Here is a 17,981-nt window from a genome sequence, read left to right as displayed (position 1 = left end):
AGTTAGGGAGGAACTAATATGAGCAAATGCATAAATCCCTTTATTTCTTCAAACGAACAATTAAAATTATTTACAGATATTTTTTCCAACCATTTAGTCCCTTTTTCAAAGAAAAAAGTCAAAAAGGATGATATTATTTTTCATCCTCAGTCTTCCCACCAATATAGCTACTATGTAAAAAGCGGTTTGATTAAAATTTCCGCTTTTGGCTATGAAGGAAAAGAAAAGGTTCTATTTTTCCACCAATCAGGGTCGCTGTTTGGTTTTCAAAATATTAATCTAAAAAAAATCACCATTACAAAAGCAACCGCTGTAACAGACTCAGTGTTATATCAATTTGAATATGAATTCTTCCATGAGTTTTTACGGAACTCACCTGACTATTTTTCTTTATTTCTAAGCTATATTTTTAACATGATGGCTTTACAAGCCGAGGAAGCGATTAATCTCTCTTTTTACCCAACCAACGAACGATTAGCCGGCTTATTGATAATTCTTGAGGAGGAATATAACGGAAGTGCGAGGGAAAACGAGCTCCTTCCGTATAATAATGATGATTTAGCATCAATGTTAGGAGTTTGCCGAAATTCCATCAGTCATGCTATTGGGCTCCTGCAAGCCGATAATATCCTAAAGAAGAAACGAAATGGAATTATAATAAAAGATTTGCAGAAGTTAAAGGAATATGCAACGGATATCGGCATGGAGGCTTAAAATAATGCCAATGGAAAATTTGTTCATGAAAACAAGGGTAAACAAGAATCTGATGGGGTTGTTTACCTCTGTTTTTCTAATCTTTAGTTATAATAACATTTTTATGACGATAACACCTGTCTATTTAATGAAATTAGGAGGAAATCAGTTTCTTGTAGGACTCCAAAGCGCTATTTTCCTTATTTCAGCAATAGGGTTAAGGTTCTTCTTTGGGCCGCTGGCGGATGTAAAAGGTCCAAAACTGACGATGTTCATTGGAGCAGGGGCTTTTTTGGCGGCCGGCATCCTCTTTATTTTTAGCAGCCATGTATGGGAAGTCTTTTTTCTTCGGTTTATTCAAGCCATCGGGTTGGCAGCTTATTTTCCAGGTGCCACAACAACTGTCATGAATGGGGCACCAGAAGGAATGGTAGGAAGATACGTAGGTATTTATCGCTTAGTAACCACATCGACATTACTTTTTGGACCGGTTTTTGCCTTGGGATTAATCGCTGCACAGGGGTATGAAGTATATTATCTCATCATGGCGGTAGTGGCATTAATTGGCTTACTCTTGATTCTGCCGATTCACAACCGAATTCAACCCTTCAATAACAATCGCAAATATAGGCATAGTTTAACAATCGAGAACTTTAAGGGTACATTTGTGATATACTTTACTACCTTTGTTTTTGCCATCGGCTACGGACTTTTATTTAACTTTACGATCTTATTTGTAACAGCACATACCAACATTTCTAACCCAGGTCAATTCTACACCCTATTTGCTATCGGAGGAATCATAGCTAGTTTGACGCTTGGGATGATGTCAGACAAAATTGGGCGGTTAAGAGCTATGACTTTCGCCCTTTTCTTTCTGGGGATTGGGATAGGCGGTTTCTATTTCATACCAGGAGCATCTAGTCTTTTTTATCTTTCGGGGTTATTCACAGGCTTTGGCTATTCCGGCGGTATTGTCATTTCCGTGGCCTGGATTGGTGATTCAGTAAGTCAAAGGATTCGGTCTACCGCTCTTTCATTCCATCAAAATTGCATTGATTTAGGAATTGCCTTTGGCTCCTCTACTTTTGGAATTGTTCTAGGAAAGTTTAATTATTCTCCCATGATTTTTGCCTGCATGGGAATAGGATTGATTGCATATATGCCCATCTTACTTCATTCGAATAGAAAGATAGACAGGATAAGATCTAACGGGGGTGACTTCAGTGGGTCTAATGGAGAAATGGATAGAGAGTCTCGACTATGACTATGAACTAGTCAAATCAGCATGTGTTCGTTACAAGAGCCCCCGGTCAACATGTGATGCCTGTGTTACTGCCTGCCCAGGAAATTCTTGTTTTAGTTTTGGCGTTAATTATTTTTGGGCCAAAGAAACTTCCTTAAATTGGAAGTTCATTTGGACAGACATTACGAGAATTTAAAAAATCCACGAAGGACTTAATTGACGAAGACGAAGAAAAAGAGACTATCAGTTCCTCACCACTTGATAAAAAATAGACTGTTGTGAAATTGGTAACTAGCTTGGGGCTAAATGTTAGCCTAGATTCAATCGAGAATACCACTATAAGAAAAATTAATGATGGAAACACCAAAATACCATCCATTTTAAAAGGAATCTTTGCAGCAAAAAAACTTGAGGTAAAAGTGAATATGGTAGTTCAAAAAATGTAAATGACCAGCAAATATTGCCCATTGATTGAAGGCAAGGAAAAATTGAAATGTACTATATTAGAGGATAAGGAATTCGGTAAGAAAGGTAAAAAAACAACAAAAAGTTAAACAAAAGGCACTCTATCATAATGTTGCGTTAATGACAATTATGATAGAGTTTGCCAATTAAAAAGCTATTTTTCATTTTTAAATAGCTGAAGAAATCTATTTAAAGGAAAAGATAATTTCCGCTTACTTTAGCCTATTTAGAAAATAATCAGGCTGATTGATGATGATCTGTTTATTGTCATTTTGGGAGATGAGTTTGTCCTCTTTTAATTCTTTAAAAATATGGGATACCGATTCTCTGGATGCCCCCGATAGCTTGGCTATTTCCGTTTGGGGGATCGGGATATCTATGATGATACCGTTTTGAATTTTTGTTCCATAATAAATCATTAAATAGGCGAAGGTTAATTCAATCCGGTCTTTAACGTAATTAGTCGTGATGATTTCTATTCGCTTTTCGTGCTGTTCCATGATGCCTGTTAATATTTTGACGACGTGAAATAATCGACTTTTATCCGATAAAATAAAGTTTTCAAAAATAGTCATTGGGATATAATAGACAACGATATCAGTAAGGGCATATGCTGAGAAATGATAATATTCATCTGTAAACATTCCGCGGTAAGGAAAAAAATCGTTTGGTTTTAAATAGTCCAAATACAGGATCGTTGCTTCTTGATTGAACCGTTCCAGCTTAACAAATCCCTCAAGCAAAAAATAAATTTTATCACGCGGATCACCTTCTGTAAAAAGAAGTTGATTTTTTTTGTATGTCCGCTTATACATGTGCTTCTCTAATGATTTAAAATCTTCCTCATCACCTAAGGAAAAAAGTTGACTTTGACCTAGATTCATGCCGAGTTACCCTCTCCTTCCTCCCAGTCATTTCACTCACTTCCAAAAGAAAAACAACTAAATACTATTATACAAAAGTAAAGTCGATAATTTACGTATTTGCTGAATCTTTTAAAAATAATTCATAAATGTTCAGCTGGTATGCGGCCTAAAATTGCACAGAAACAGTGCAAAAAAAGTACTTTTGCTAACATTCATAAGTACAACTTTTGCACAAATAGTTGAGCGTGATTTGGTCTACACACGCATTAAATCAAGGAGTATATTAAAGTCAAGCAATTGCTCAAAGTAAATAAATATACTTTTTTGCACAAACTATTTGTGCAAAGGAGGTACTTTAGATGTCACTAACGCAACGCAGTACTGCCATCTTATCCCATTTAGTAAAAGCCAAAACATTTGTATCTGTTGAAGAATTAATCGAGAAGTTTCATATCTCCAGAAGAACGATTTATTACGATATTGAGAAAATCAATGATTGGTTAAAAAAGAACAATCTGCCAGCCGTAAAACATGTGCGGTCTGCCGGATTTATGCTAGAAGAGGAAGCCATAAACAAAGTTCCGGATAAACTCAGTTTTTTGAAAACCGATCATTATGAGTATTCTGCCAAGGAACGCAAAGCGTGGCTGGCCATCTGCCTAATGACGAGAGATACCCCGCTTTTTCTCGAAGATTTAATCGAGATTTTCCAGGTCAGCCGTAATACAATGCTCGATGACCTTAAGGGGTTAAAGACCGAGTTGAAACGGTTTGACTTAACGCTGGAAGCGAAACGGAAACATGGTTACGTCATCGTTGGGAAAGAGGATGATAAGCGCAAGGCGATTGTTCATTATCTGCAGCATGTGCTGCCGAATCAAAATTGGCAGTTATTATTAACGAAAATTCCGCTCATTTTAAATGCTCACAATGATGGTCTGGATCTGTTTGATTTCGAAAAAATGAAAACGGTTCAAAAAATCATTAGCGACAGTGAACAAGAATTAAGCGTTCAGTTTACGGATGAATTTTTGTACAGCCTAGCGATACGCCTGCTGCTGTTTGGCAAACGGGTGTCGCAAGGGAAGAAAATAACCATTGATCCGGTGGAAAAGGATGTTTTAGCAGAAACAAAGGAATACGTGGCTGCCGAAAAAATAGCTGAAAAGCTTTCGACCCTGTTTGAAATTGAATTTCCCGAAGATGAGATCTTCTATATTACCAAGCATTTGCTTAGTTCAAGAGTGCAATTTTCAGGTGATTTACAACTTGACGCCCATACCGATGCTCGGATTCTTGCCGATGTGGTGACAGAAATGGTGACGGATTTTCAAAAATACGCCTGCGTCTTTTTTGAAGATCGCAAAGAAATGGAGAAAAATCTATTGCTTCATGTAAAACCGGCGTACTATCGGATCAAGTATGGGCTAGAGTTTGAAAGCGAAATGACCGAATCGATCAAGGAGCAGTATCACGATATTTTCGTGATCACGAAAAAGTGCATCTCCCATCTCGAGACAGTTGTTGGAAAACATGTCAATGATCACGAGATTGCTTTAATTGCGATGCATTTTGGCGGCTGGATGCGGAAGGTGGGGATCAAGCCGGCCTCCCGGAGAAAAGCCCTGCTCGTTTGCACAAATGGTGTTGGAACATCACGGCTGCTGCTGCATCAATTGGAAGGTTTATTCTCGACGATTGATCTAATTGGCAGTGTGTCGCTAAGGGAATATCAACAGCAACACTGGGATGTTGATTTCATCATTTCGACGATACCGCTGGAAGAAAAAGAGATACCGGTTTATGTGGTCAGCCCAATTCTCACAGAGAAGGAAAAAGAGAGCCTGTTAAAAAAGGTGGTGGGACTGGCCGAAACGAGCGGCAAACAAAAATCTTCCATAGATGCGCTAATGGAAATTATTCAGAAGCATGCGACCGTTCATGATCAGGAGAGTCTCCTCCGGGATCTCAAGCAGTACCTTTATAAACCGGAGAAGGTTGGCAAGGAGATCGGGAAGCCGAAATTGCGCGACCTCCTGAGACAGGAAAACATCCAAATAAAACCGGAAGTAAGCAATTGGCAAGAGGCCATCCGGACAGCGGCCGAACCGCTGCGGGAAAAAGGTTTCATCACACCAGGTTATATTGATGTGATGATTGATAACCTTGTGAAAATCGGTCCCTATATTGTCATTGCCCCAAAGGTCGCGATCCCGCATGCACGACCGGAGGATGGGGTCAATGAGTTAAGCATGAGCCTGTTAAAGCTTGAAAAAGCGGTGTCTTTTTCGGATAAAGCGGATCACGATATTCAACTTGTGATAGTCTTGGCAGCGATTGATGGGGAAACTCATTTAAAGGCACTTTCTCAATTAACAGAGATGCTTTCTGATAAAAAAAGTTTTACAAAAATCATCCAAGCGAAATCGGCAGTGGATATATATAATGTTATAACCGCCTTCTCTAAAGAATAGCAAGAATTAAAAGGGGGTGATGCAAATGCTTGAAAAATATTTAACAGCAGAAATGGTTCAGTTTAAAGCAGACAGTGAAAATTGGCAAGAGGCGATTAAATTAGCCGCTGAACCATTGGTTCAACATCATTTTGTAGAGCCCAAATATGTCGATACGATGATTGAAAATGTCAAGCAATTTGGTCCTTATATCGTCTTGCTGCCAAAGTTTGCGATGCCGCATGCAAGACCGGAAGACGGGGTCAATAAATTAGGCTTAAGTTTATTGGTTTTAGAAAAAGCAGTTGAATTTGCTGATGGGAAGATTGCCAATGTTTTCTTGGTGTTAGCAGCGCCTGACAAGGACTCCCATTTGTCCCTGCTTTCCGAGCTGTCCGCTGTTTTAGCCAGCGAGGAAAAGGTGGAGGCAATGGCTTCAGCGAAAACGTATCAAGAATTAATTAAAATTATTTAGGAGGAATTACGAATGAAAATTTTAGTTGTTTGCGGAAATGGCTTAGGAAGCAGTTTTATGATGTCGATGAATGTACAAAAGGCAATGAAGGAATTAAATATTGAAGGAACTTGCTCGCATACAGACTTGGCAAGCGCTAAAACGGAAAATGCCGATTATTACATCGGTTCACCTGAAATCATGGATCAATTAAACGATGGAAAAAGAAAAACAATTCCGTTAGTCAATATGTTCAGCTTGGAAGAAATCAAAAAGGCATTAACAACACACATTTTAAAGGGGTAGATGATCATGTTACATTTAATTATGAATGATATACTGGGAACTCCTGCGATCCTGGTTGGTTTATTTGCACTTATTGGTTTACTTTTACAGAAAAAAGGTGCCGCAGATGTTGTTTCCGGTACGTTAAAAACGATCATGGGCTTTATCATTTTAGGTGCAGGGGCAACGGTTCTCGTTGGTGCACTTGATTTATTTGGTCAAATGTTTGAACATGCATTCCATATTAAAGGGGTTATTCCAAATAACGAAGCGATTGTCGCTTTAGCGCAAAAAACATTTGGTGCTGAAACAGCCATGATTATGGTCTTTGGTATGATTATTAATATTTTACTGGCCCGTTTCACGAAATTAAAATATATTTTCTTAACAGGGCACCATACAATGTTCATGGCATGTATGCTTGCTGCCGTATTATCAGCAGGCGGTATGAAGGGGGCGACGCTTGTTTTAGTTGGTTCTCTTATTCTTGGCGCATTAATGGTTGTCATGCCTGCGATTCTTCAACCATATACACGTCAAATTACTGGTTCTGACGATGTCGCTGTTGGTCACTTCGGTTCAATTGGATACTTTGTTTCCGGTACAATTGGGAAATATTTTGGTAATAAAGAAAAGACAACTGAAGAAATTAAAGTGCCAAAATCCCTAGGATTCTTACGCGATTCCTCAGTAGCTCTAGCTTTGACAATGGCATTGATGTTCCTAGTCGTTGCCGCTTTTACTGGTCCAGCTTTTATTGAAAGTAAATTGAGCGGCGGCACAAACTTCGTCGTCTTCTCAATTACGCAAGCGATTACATTCGCCGGCGGCGTTTACATCATTTTAGCTGGTGTTCGGATGATTATTGCGGAAATTGTTCCAGCATTTAAGGGGATTGCCGATAAAGTCGTTCCTAATGCCAAACCTGCATTAGACTGTCCGATTGTCTTCCCATTTGCGCCAAATGCTGTTATTGTTGGCTTCTTATCCAGCTTTATTGCCGGTGTTATCAGCATGTTCTTACTTCCGGTTTTCGGATTATCGGTTATCGTTCCAGGACTTGTGCCTCACTTCTTTACAGGTGCAGCTGCCGGGGTGTTCGGTAATGCCACAGGAGGAAGACGCGGTGCGATTCTCGGCTCATTTGCCAATGGTTTAATTATCAGCTTCTTACCTGCTCTGTTATTACCGGTTCTTGGCTCACTTGGCTTCAACGGCACAACATTTGGTGATGCAGATTTCGGTGTTGTCGGTATTTTACTAGGTAATCTATTAAAATTAATCATGTAATTCTGGGAAGCGGAGGGTGATCGTTATTCACCCTCTATGTTGATGGCTTATAGAAGGCCGCTATCTGCCCTCTAAAAATAGAAAAATTAAACTCAGGCAAAACAAAAGGGGCGGACCTATGTGTATAGCATAAGATCCGCCTCTTTGCTTGCTTTAGCTCCCACCTTTCATCCGTTCGGGCAGACTCTGGATCGATTGGACCACTAAATCGAGCTTTGCTTCAATCCGGTAAAGCAGATAAAGGGTCACGACGATAGGAAAGCCAACCTCGCTGATGAGCGGTACGATTTCCTCCACAATGATTCTCTCCTTTCATTAATATTTTGAAAAAGACCGGATTTCATATGAAACCCGGCCTGCCTTTCGTTAGATAATTTCATATTCGGTAACGTTGCGGTCGATAACGCGTGCGCCCTTCGCAACGGCAAATTTGCCGCTGGAAGTGAAGAAAATATCAGCTGCAATAATTTGTTCCATCGCTTGCTTTACAAGGGCCTCATCAATCGGCTCCTTCGGATTATCAACAGAAATCCGTGCCATCTTACCCGAATCCGTTCCAAACTGCAATTCCAATGTTTTCGCCATTTCATATCACCTCCTATTTGTGTGTGGTGTCAGGCACCGCTCGTGGACATTTGTCCGTGTGGAGTGGACAGTTGATGCTCAGTTCAATCTTACTTCCTGCCTGCCGTTGGCAAACTATTCAGCGAGAATCTCTGAGCTGTCGTTGCGCTCAAGGTTGTTGAGCATGTCGTCGGTCAGCGAGGTAATTGCTGTTGCTGCCTGAAATAATTGATCAGCTGTTGCCTCTTTTCTGACATTACTGAACGTTTTCGATTTTAGAATGGCATTCCCCTCGTCATCCATGCCAACTTGGAATACTAGGCGCAGCTTTGTTCCTTTCAATAATGCTTGTGCCATAGTCTCTCACCTCCTCTCACCCTCTATATAGGGGGAAACGAGGGAAAAAGACATGGTGCAAATAAATATTTTTCATAGTGTCAATTGCCCTTGCATAAAGTTCTTATCTTAAATAATCGCGTCAATTTTACAAAATATTCATAAAAATTTACTTTGAATTAATGCTCCATCAATAATCAAGCATTAATCTTAAACATGTTAGGAAATAGATCAATCAAGGAGGATGGACTATGAAAAAAAGAAGTACAGCTATCGCACTAGCATTGGCTTTAATAATTCCTGCCCTCACACCGGCAGCGGCTGCAGAGAACAAGCAGGTAAAAATTGAGTCGGTGAAGTTTAATGGCATGCCAGCACCAACGACCATCAAGCAAATGGTAGATACTTATTCAACGGCCTCAGTGGATGTCAAATACAGCAATGGAAAGATAAAAAGATTCCCACTCAGCTACAAAAGGCTTTTTAAATCAGAGGATAAAGTGGCAATAAATAATGAAAAACTTATCCCTGCAGGCACTCCGATTGATTATTATGGTGCTCCAATTATGGATCAAAGTGTTCCAGGAAAGCTAACACCCTTTGTTTCTGATGCACCCGATTCCAATAGCTTGCTGAATCCAATTAATGGGAAACTATACATGGTGACACACTATGAATATCAGACATTAGATGCTGCCGGTAATTCCGCATACGGTATTGTGCCTGCCTCCATGTCGTTAACAACGTTAGACCAGGATAAGAAGACTGGTGAGCTAAAGGCGAAAGAGGTTAAGAAGATTGATTTTTCAAGCGTGAACGGACTTTGGATTCCTTGTAATGGTTCGCTCTCTCCCTGGAATAGCCACTTAGGGTCGGAGGAATACGAGCCGGATGCCCGCAAATTTGAATTTGATCCGAAGTCATCAGCAAGAACCCAGGTTGAAAGCTTTGCCCAGCTTTACTTTGGCGACAAATCAAAGGCAAATCCGTATTTCTATGGCTATATCCCGGAAATTCACGTCAAGAAAAACGGTGGGGTAAAGGTAGAGAAACATTATAGTGTTGGTCGTTTTTCCCATGAATTAATGAAAATGATGCCTGACCAGCGAACCGCCTATTTTGGGGATGACGGCGGTAACACAGGTTTGTTCATGTATGTGGCCGATCAAGCAGGGAAATTATCTGCTGGGACGTTATATGCTGCGAAATTCCTGCAAACGGGAACGGACAATGGCGGTTCCGGCAAGTTAGAGTGGATTAAGCTGGGACATGCTACAGATAAGGAAATTAAAAAGCTCATTGATAAAGGGATTAAGTTTAGTGATATTTTTGAAACGTCAGAAATTCCGCAGGAAGGCTACAAAGCTATTAAGCAATATTCCTACGGAAAAATAGAATATCTGAAACTAAAGCCTGGCATGGAAAAAGCAGCAGCATTTTTAGAATCACGCCGCTATGCAGCATACCTTGGGGCGACAACTGAATTCAATAAAATGGAAGGTGTCACCTATAACGCCAAAGATCAAAAGGTATATATTGCAATGTCTTACCAAAGCGGGGGCATGGAGAAGGACACCTCGGGATCGGGATTGCAGGATGATATTCAATTGCCAAGGATTGATGCTGGGGTAACCTATCAATTAGATTTAAACAGTGGTCAAAACGATCATAGTGGTAGCCGCATTCTTAGCGAATATGTTGCAACATCGATGTCTGGTTTAATTGTCGGTGAAGACCTTGCCGCTCCTGATGCTTATGGAAACACCGCTAACGTGGACAAGGTGGCAAACCCTGATAATCTAAGCTTCTCTGAAGCAATGAGAACATTGTTTATCGGTGAAGATAGCGGTATGCATACCAATAACTATGTATGGGCGTATAATGTCGAAACGAAACAGTTATCACGGATTTTATCAAACCCGGCAGGTGCTGAAGCCACTGGCTTATTTGCCGCTGATGACCGAAATGGTTTCTCTTATATCATGAGTAACTTCCAGCATCCTGGAGACGAAGTAGACGGAAAGGCGATTACTGCTGTTAATAAAGCAGAGCTGTTGATAGCGATGGAACAAGAAATCGGAATAAACAAAACAGGCGGGATTGGCTATATTTCAGGTCTTCCGTCATTTACAAATATGCCGGATTTCACTCCGCCTGCGACTCCAACCATTGACAGAGTGACAGACCAAACAACAGCAGTGCAGGGGAAAACTGAAGCAAACGCTACGGTCAAATTATATATTAATGGAAAATATCAAAAAAGCACCATCGCTGATAAAAATGGTCATTATAAATTTTCCATTGGCAAGCAGCGTGCCGGAACAGAAATAAAAGTCACCGCGACCGACGAAGCGGGGAACGTAAGCACTGCTAAAGTGGTGAAGGTAATCGATCAAACAGCACCAGCTAAGCCATCTGTCAATCCAGTAACGACTAAATCTACTAGTATTACAGGAAATGCCGAAAAGGGGTCGACAGTCTATGTTTATAGTGGAAAAAAACAACTAGGCAAGACCATTACCAATACCAAAGGAAAATACTCTATTAAAATCAAAGCTCAGAAAAAAGGCACAGCCTTAACAATCTACGCTCTAGACAAAACCGGCAACAAAAGCAAACCGGTTACGATTAAAGTGAAATAAGGTGAGCGAAACTTTGGTGTCAGGCACCACTCATGGACATTTGTACGCGTGGGGTGGACAGTTGGTGAAGCATGGGACGGCTCTGCTGCATGGATGGGAGTTTAAAGATTGTATCGATTTTTTTTGGAAGATAAAAAGTAGAAGAATAATGGTAATCAGTTTTTCGGATACCTCATTAAATATGGATTAATTGAAAAGGCCGTTCTTTCACCACGATAAGTCGGTGTAGGGGCGGCCTTATTGAAAAAATGAAAACCATGCAGTCGGAGCGTAAGGTTCTAGAGAGATTTCAGCGAGGTTTCAAATAAAGCTTCTAATAATGCATAGCAATCTTATTGCATTATGTGCACAAAGATAATGGTAATGTTCGACTGCTTATCTTTTATCCCAATTTTTCACGAATAAAAAAAGAGGTAGCAGTTCAGCTACGCCCTTAATTCCTTTATTTTGCTGATATAGTTAAAAAATAATAATAAAATTTACTCTTTATAGCTGTTTTCTTAATTTCTATACGGAGTAGAGATCGCTATATATGTTATTATTTGATGATGTCCTGTCTTTTATCATAAAACTGAGCACACAAAGAAACAAAGCCATTAGATGATTTCTTATACTGTTGCAATAATCAATTCGGGAGAATATTCAAGTATAATTACCTAACAATCCTGAAAATATGCTATGTGATAGTTGCCAGGGACAATTGATTGAAATTAGCTGTACAATTGTACTTGAAGAAGAGGTAAGGAAAGTCAATTTGCCTATTCTATGTTTTTCATTATCGCTTCGGTGTGTAAAAGTTAATTAATCCTTTTGATAAAAAAGCATTTGTATGTGATCAGCGCTAAAGTAATTAAAAATTCTATTGCCATTATATAGAAAATGAGCATAATAACTTTTTGATTATTTACGCTGTTATTTACCAATGTAAAGACGATAATGAGAACGCCTGTATTTAGTACAAATCTTCCCATTGATTTTGCTAAAATGTTGATTTGCTTATCCGAGAAATTTTCCTTATCAAAACCGGCTATTAAAAATAGAGCTCTTTTCTTGAAAAAAAGTATTGTATGCCAATGAATAAAATACCAATAGAATATCCCAATAGTGAATCAAATAGTGACATAATTTTACTTCCTAGTATACTGATGGATTCTCGGCATTCCCCGAGTTCAGCGGACAAGGATTCCCTCTCCTCTTCAAATTGACTTTCCCTCGTATTTATTTCCAGCAGACTGCAGGATGGAATAGTCACCGAGAGAAGTACTATACTGGGTACTCATTTTACAAGATCAATGTTTGTGATAGTCCGGATAAATTTAATTGATATGGAAACTGTTACATAATTATAACATATTATTCCATTTATTAGAATACAAAAAACACCTTCGCAAAAAAATGCAAAGGTGTTTTTCATAAAAACTATTTTAACTTTCTCACCTGGTTGGTTACTTCTTCGATTGCTTTTGCCACGTCCTCGACTTCTTTTGTTTGCGTTTCAATGCTGTAGTCTAATCCTTCGGCTTGTTTCATGACGTTGCCCACTTCAGCTGCAATTTCATGACCATATCCTGCTTGGTCATTTGTGGCGTGCATCATTTGCTGCACCATTTCTTTAATGTGGCTGATGTTTCGTGCGATTTCATCGGCGGCCTTTGCCTGTTCTTTCGTGGCATTTGTCACAGAGCCAGATTGTTGTGTAACATTTTCAATAGCCTCTACGATTGAACGTCCACCTTGCGCCTGCTCTGTTGTTGCAAAGGATATTTGTTGGACTTGGTCTTTTGTATTAATAATCCCTTTGACGATTTCTTCAGCTGTAATGGCTTGTTCTTTCGTTGAATGAGTCATTTCAATCGTTTGTTTTGTCACATTGGTAACCGCCTGGGTGATCAATTCACTGTTCTTTCGTTGTTGTTCCGTTGCTTTCGCAATTTGATTCATTTCCTCCGAAACCTGCGAAATGCCTGCGGAAATTTTCTTAATGGCTTGGTTTGTTTTTTCCGCCAATTGGTTTCCGATTATTACTTTTTGAGCTCCTTCATTGATGGAGGAGACGGCAACGGCGGTTTCCGCTTGAATTCCCTTGATCAGCATGGCAATTTCTTTCGTCGCTTGGGCAGAGCGTTCAGCAAGCTTGCGAACCTCATCGGCGACAACAGAAAATCCCTTTCCATGCTCTCCGGCCCTGGCTGCTTCAATCGCGGCATTAAGGGCTAACAGATTCGTTTGTTCAGCAATTTCATCAATCACTTGAATAATGCTGCCAATTTCTTCAGAGCTTTTTCCAAGATTATGCATGATTTCACTGGCTTTATGAATCACTTGGGAAATTTCCTGCATACCGTTTAATGTTTCATTTAAGGACATCGTCCCGTTGGCGGCATCCTGTTTAACCGAGTGGCTAAGCTCATTTACGCTTTGGGCAATGTCCGCCACTTGCTTGATGGAGATAATCATCTCATCAACTGTTTTGGAAGTTAGTTCCGCTGTTTCAGTCAGGCTTGCAGCATGTTCACTGACCCCTTTGATGGACGCGCTCATTTCTTCAATCGCAGCCGAAATTTGCTCCACCTCAGTACTTGCATTTCCAACATTTCCGGCTACTTGCTCAATCGAAGCCATCATTTGTTGAATTGCTGAAGATGTTTCTTCCGCGGAAGAAGTCAAAGTGTCAGCACTTGCCGCAACCAGATTAATTGTTGCGCTCATTTGTTCAACTGCGGCGGATATTTCATCGACGCTGGCAGATGCTACATTAGTATTACCGGCTACTTGTTCAATCGACTCGACCAGTTCGGTGACAGAATTATTGGCTTTGGTCATCGATGCATCCAATTCCTGGGCGCTTGTTGCTGTTAATTGTATGGATCGTTTAATTTCGTTAACGGAATTTGTCGTCACATCGACGCTTTTTACCAGCCTTTTCACCATTCGGGAAATGGTTCGTGTCATGAGAAAGGCGATAATAGAGCTGAAAATGGAAGCGATCACTGATAGGATGAGAATTTCATAGTTGTCTCTGTTCGAGTCCTCATAGGAATGATCGATCGTTTCAGCAGTACTTTTTTGGGCAGATTGGCTTAGTTTCTCAAGCGTAGCTTGACTCTTTTCACTGGTTTCATTTAACGTAGATAAATGTGATTCGATTGTGGTGTAATGGTTTTTCTTCGATTCTTCAATAAAGGAAGGAATAATTTGACTGTATTCAGCGAAATCCTTACTTAGCTGGGAGAGGTATTCTTTTTCCTGGGAGGAATATTTCAGCTTCTCCGCCTTCGCCAGTCCTTTTTGAAAGTTGGCAATGTCCTCATTGATCCGCTCTTCAATTGATGCTTTCTTGCCGCTGTCGCGCTCAAAGGCATGTTTAACCGTATTTTTATCAAGGCTGGCAAGTTCCTCTTTCAGTTCTCCTGCTAAAACAATTTTGGGCACATCCTTTTCTCCAATTGAAAGGGTCTGGTCTCTTAAATGGTTTACATTGTTGTAAGAAACGTCTGTAATTACAATAAAAAACAGGATAATGATGATATAACTCCCCATTTGTTTTACATTCATTGACAAATTTTTAAACATGCTCCCTGTTCTCCCCTAACCATATTCTACTATTATGATAATAAAATACCATTAACACCACCAAAATGGTAGGTAAAAAGACCGATTGTTATGAAAAAATTTTTACGATTTGGTGAATTTTGTCAAAAAATAGCATATCACATCTGGGAGGGATAAAGATCCATAAGGTTAGGCCACTTGTGAATATTTTTAGGATAAAGACCTTTTAATTGGTCGATGATTTTAGCGGTTAAAATAAGGGTGATTTTTGAAAAAATGAGCTTCCATCATTGGGATGGTCATCTCGATGTGCTCGATGCTGCCCTTGAGCAGGGGATGGCAGCAAAAGAGATTGTGTGCTCGATACGACGGGCTTTCGGGTAATTCCAGCTTACGAAATGCACCAGGTCTGAACCCGTATCATGCCCCTCTCTATGGGATAAATCACCGTCTAATTCAAAGCAAACTGTCCCATAGAATCTATCTATGGGACAAAGCGCCGTCAAGTTCGAGGCAAACTGTCCCATAGAACCCCCTCAATGGGACAGTCCCCTTTCAATCACCTCTAATTATTACTGAACGAAGGTCGGTCCTACTAATGACTCGGGGTTTTGGCCAAGAACGAGCAAGCAGAGTTTAGCATATCCATTACTCTTATGTTCCTTTAGGATGGCTCTTAATGCTCGGATATTCTCATCATTTTTTAGTTGTTGGATTTCCCTTTTGTAGAGGCGAAGCACAGAACTATGGACAAATCCCGGGGTATTCTCACCGGGGTCCTCGTCCATTAGTAAGCATCCCATATATTGATATTTAAATTGAAGAGCCCGTGTAAGGTAAATAACATCCAAAAATTTTTCAAAAAGATCGGGATGTGTTTTGTGAAGATCCCTAAATGCCTCCTGGGCACTGGTGAGATCGCCAATACTTGATAATGTAATCATTCAAATTCCCCCTATGATTTGTACCGTGACCGATTTCCAACGAGTTTCTTACAGCAAGATTCCTATTCTTGTTCTCTAACAGTGTTTAAAACATCCCCAAAACAGAAGAATTATTCTAATATAGGATAAGTGTATGTTATATAACAGATAAAGTAAAATAGTTAAAATTTATCCAAACTATAGATATTATCTATGAAGGCAAGAATGGAAATGCGCGGGATAAATAGTCAGACTAGAAGGAAAAAGACAGCCTATTATAAAAATAAGCTGTCTTTTTCCTTATTCCTTTACAAGATGCTGCTTTATGAAGTGAAGCCAGTGTTTGGCGGCGAACGAAAGGTACTGGTCTTTGCCCCAAATGATTGCTAAATTCCAGGATATCGTGGGGTTTCCCACTTTTATCGCCTTTACATTTTCAGGAAGCTGTCGGCAAATACTTGTGGGCAGAAGGGCAATTCCGAGATTAAATGCCACCATTTCTTTGATAAACGAATGCTGGGCACTTTCCGAAACGATATTAGGGTGAAATCCCGCAAGGTTACAGGATTGAATGATGCGGTCGTTCAAGACAAAATCATTATTAAACAAAATAAAGGACTCTTGGGACAAATCGATTAAACTGACTGCATCCCGGACGGAGAGCGGATGTGATTTGGGCAGAATTAGTTGTAAGTCCTCTTCCAAAATTGAAAAATAGTTAAATAGCTCCGGCTTGGTAGGGAGGACGACCATTCCGACATCGAGAAGATTGCTTTCCACATCCTCTTCAATTCTTTTTGATCCTTTCTCCACCAATTGAAACGTTATCCCAGGATATTGTTCGTGAAACTTGCTCATTATTTCGAGAAAATGATGGGCAGCAAATATGGGCGGCAGCCCGATTCGAATCTGTCCCTTTTTTAGCTCTAATAGATTACTTAGTTCCATACTTACATTTTTCATTGCATGATCAATCAGTTTGGCATGCTCCAGGATGACGCGGCCGGCATCTGTTAACGTTAATTGTTTTCGCGAACGGTCAAAAAGAACGACCCCCAGCTCTTGCTCCAGATTTTTAATCATTTTACTGATGGTAGGCTGTGTAATAAACAACGCATCGGCCGCACGTGAAAAACTATTCAGCTTGGCCACTTCAAGAAAATACTGTAAATGCTTGATATCCAATTGTTCCACCTGCCTCCTGTGCGGGAAGCAGATTTATTCTTCTCCGTGCTTCCCCACATGTTTTCTGGCGATCTTAACGTAATTGGTGAAGATGCCGTCAACATTCCAGCTGTTCAATTTTATCATAGCGGTTTCGCTGTTGACCGTCCAGCAATGAACAAGGAGGCCGTGCCGATGGGCTAGTTTTACAAATTCTTCGTTAAGGGTGGAAAAGTTTGGGCCGACACCGTCGGCATATTGGGCGATTTCCGCCAGCTTCATTTCAGCTGCATCCTCGCCCAATTGGATGAGGAGCAGTTCAGGTGCTTTGTGGCGCAGGTATTTCAGACTGTCCGGATGAAACGATTCGATGATGATCTTTCCGCGGTCAGCAGGGCCTGTACGCTTGCCAATCAATTGCTGCTGTCTTAAAACCCTTAGCAATTCATCAGCCATTTTTGGAGTCTGCTGTGGTTTTTTTATTTCGATATAGTAGTTGATAGATTTTCCATAATGGTTGATGACCTCGGCTAGAGTGGGAATTGTTTGTCCGTGGTAATACGGCTGCGCTTTTCCCGGGTATTTGTGGTTAAACCATGAACCGGCATCAAGCTGCTTTATTTCTGCAAGTGTAAAGGCGTGCACCTTTCCGCTGCCATTTGTGGTCCTGTCAAGAGTATCGTCATGAATGGCAATGAGCTGCCGGTCTTTCGTCATATGTAAATCTAATTCGATATAATCGGCCCCCTGTTCGACAGCAAGCTGATAGGCGGCGATTGTATGCTCAGGGGCGTCTCCAGAAGCACCGCGGTGAGCAATAATGGTCATCCTTTCCTTACCAAAACCTGCTGCTGTCGTATGGACTGGGAAGGTCACTAACCATAAAAGCAAAAGAACACGCACATCATCACCACTCTCCTGTGAAGGCTTAAAAAATTTTCACGGCTATCATGTCATTTCAGTATATTTTAGCTAATAGAAATATGTAAATTTTTTACAATTGTTATCCTTTCCTATGTCGTATAAATTCAGCTACGCCTCATGAACC

15 protein-coding genes and 1 pseudogene are annotated in these 17,981 nt (G+C 40.3%); 8 read left to right on the top strand and 8 right to left on the bottom strand.

Translation table 11 applies throughout. The features are described from left to right. Window positions 1-18: 18 nt before the first annotated feature. The 3 genes and pseudogenes from JK635_RS21075 (at window position 19) to JK635_RS21065 (ending at window position 2,211) form a co-directional block, all read left to right on the top strand. Window positions 19-714, top strand: coding sequence for a Crp/Fnr family transcriptional regulator (locus JK635_RS21075; protein ID WP_202655896.1), 696 nt, complete (start codon window positions 19-21; stop codon window positions 712-714). Then, complete coding sequence (locus JK635_RS21070; RefSeq protein ID WP_306792982.1) at window positions 686-1,960, top strand: MFS transporter; 1,275 nt, start codon at window positions 686-688, stop codon at window positions 1,958-1,960. Before JK635_RS21075 ends, JK635_RS21070 begins: the two co-directional genes overlap by 29 nt. Window positions 1,961-2,016: 56 nt before the next feature. Further along, window positions 2,017-2,211: pseudogene (locus JK635_RS21065) on the top strand (twin-arginine translocase TatA/TatE family subunit). Between the two features lie 405 nt (window positions 2,212-2,616). Here the strand turns inward: JK635_RS21065 and JK635_RS21060 are convergent. Then, complete coding sequence (locus tag JK635_RS21060; RefSeq protein ID WP_202655894.1) at window positions 2,617-3,288, bottom strand: Crp/Fnr family transcriptional regulator; 672 nt, start codon at window positions 3,286-3,288, stop codon at window positions 2,617-2,619. A gap of 341 nt (window positions 3,289-3,629) precedes the next feature. Between JK635_RS21060 and JK635_RS21055 the strand changes: the two genes are divergently transcribed. The 4 genes from JK635_RS21055 to ulaA are packed head-to-tail and all read left to right on the top strand — an operon-like array spanning window position 3,630 to window position 7,752. Beyond that, a complete protein-coding gene (locus JK635_RS21055; protein WP_202655893.1) occupies window positions 3,630-5,744 on the top strand; it encodes a BglG family transcription antiterminator in 2,115 nt (704 codons plus the stop codon). Between the two features lie 25 nt (window positions 5,745-5,769). Beyond that, window positions 5,770-6,198 carry a PTS sugar transporter subunit IIA gene (locus JK635_RS21050; RefSeq protein WP_202655892.1) on the top strand — a complete coding sequence of 143 codons (429 nt, stop codon included), beginning with the start codon at window positions 5,770-5,772 and terminating at the stop codon, window positions 6,196-6,198. A 12-nt stretch (window positions 6,199-6,210) separates the two neighbouring features. After that, on the top strand, window positions 6,211-6,483 hold the full coding sequence (locus JK635_RS21045) for a PTS sugar transporter subunit IIB (RefSeq protein WP_202655891.1): 273 nt from the start codon (window positions 6,211-6,213) through the stop codon (window positions 6,481-6,483). 6 nt (window positions 6,484-6,489) lie between these two features. Further along, a complete protein-coding gene (ulaA, locus tag JK635_RS21040; protein ID WP_202655890.1) occupies window positions 6,490-7,752 on the top strand; it encodes a PTS ascorbate transporter subunit IIC in 1,263 nt (420 codons plus the stop codon). 153 nt (window positions 7,753-7,905) lie between these two features. Here the strand turns inward: ulaA and JK635_RS21035 are convergent, their stop codons facing one another. The 3 genes from JK635_RS21035 to JK635_RS21025 all read right to left on the bottom strand — a co-directional run bounded on the left by JK635_RS21035 (window position 7,906) and on the right by JK635_RS21025 (window position 8,673). Next, a complete protein-coding gene (locus JK635_RS21035) occupies window positions 7,906-8,049 on the bottom strand; it encodes a YvrJ family protein (protein ID WP_202655889.1) in 144 nt (47 codons plus the stop codon). A 69-nt stretch (window positions 8,050-8,118) separates the two neighbouring features. Further along, window positions 8,119-8,337, bottom strand: a complete 219-nt coding sequence (locus JK635_RS21030; RefSeq protein WP_202655888.1) for a DUF2922 domain-containing protein — start codon at window positions 8,335-8,337, stop codon at window positions 8,119-8,121. A 114-nt stretch (window positions 8,338-8,451) separates the two neighbouring features. Continuing rightward, complete coding sequence (locus JK635_RS21025) at window positions 8,452-8,673, bottom strand: DUF1659 domain-containing protein (RefSeq protein WP_202655887.1); 222 nt, start codon at window positions 8,671-8,673, stop codon at window positions 8,452-8,454. Between the two features lie 230 nt (window positions 8,674-8,903). Here JK635_RS21025 and JK635_RS21020 point away from each other — a divergent pair, with 230 nt between their 5' ends. Continuing rightward, window positions 8,904-11,294, top strand: a complete 2,391-nt coding sequence (locus JK635_RS21020; protein ID WP_202655886.1) for an Ig-like domain-containing protein — start codon at window positions 8,904-8,906, stop codon at window positions 11,292-11,294. 1,419 nt (window positions 11,295-12,713) lie between these two features. Here the strand turns inward: JK635_RS21020 and JK635_RS21015 are convergent. The 4 genes from JK635_RS21015 to JK635_RS21000 all read right to left on the bottom strand — a co-directional run bounded on the left by JK635_RS21015 (window position 12,714) and on the right by JK635_RS21000 (window position 17,836). Further along, window positions 12,714-14,867 (bottom strand): methyl-accepting chemotaxis protein, encoded by a 2,154-nt coding sequence (locus tag JK635_RS21015; RefSeq protein ID WP_202655885.1) that lies wholly within the window; start codon window positions 14,865-14,867, stop codon window positions 12,714-12,716. Window positions 14,868-15,418: 551 nt separating this feature from the next. Further along, entirely contained in the window at window positions 15,419-15,790 is a 372-nt protein-coding gene (locus JK635_RS21010; protein ID WP_202655884.1) for a hypothetical protein, read from the bottom strand. A 279-nt stretch (window positions 15,791-16,069) separates the two neighbouring features. Further along, window positions 16,070-16,954 carry a cidABC operon transcriptional activator CidR gene (gene cidR, locus JK635_RS21005; protein ID WP_202655996.1) on the bottom strand — a complete coding sequence of 295 codons (885 nt, stop codon included), beginning with the start codon at window positions 16,952-16,954 and terminating at the stop codon, window positions 16,070-16,072. Between the two features lie 33 nt (window positions 16,955-16,987). Next, on the bottom strand, window positions 16,988-17,836 hold the full coding sequence (locus JK635_RS21000) for a glycerophosphodiester phosphodiesterase (protein ID WP_202655883.1): 849 nt from the start codon (window positions 17,834-17,836) through the stop codon (window positions 16,988-16,990). Between the last annotated feature and the right edge of the window lie 145 nt (window positions 17,837-17,981).

It is taken from the genome of Neobacillus paridis (genome assembly GCF_016765675.1).
Classification (GTDB): domain Bacteria; phylum Bacillota; class Bacilli; order Bacillales; family Cytobacillaceae; genus Neobacillus; species Neobacillus paridis.
This window is presented reverse-complemented; position numbering and strand designations above follow the sequence as displayed.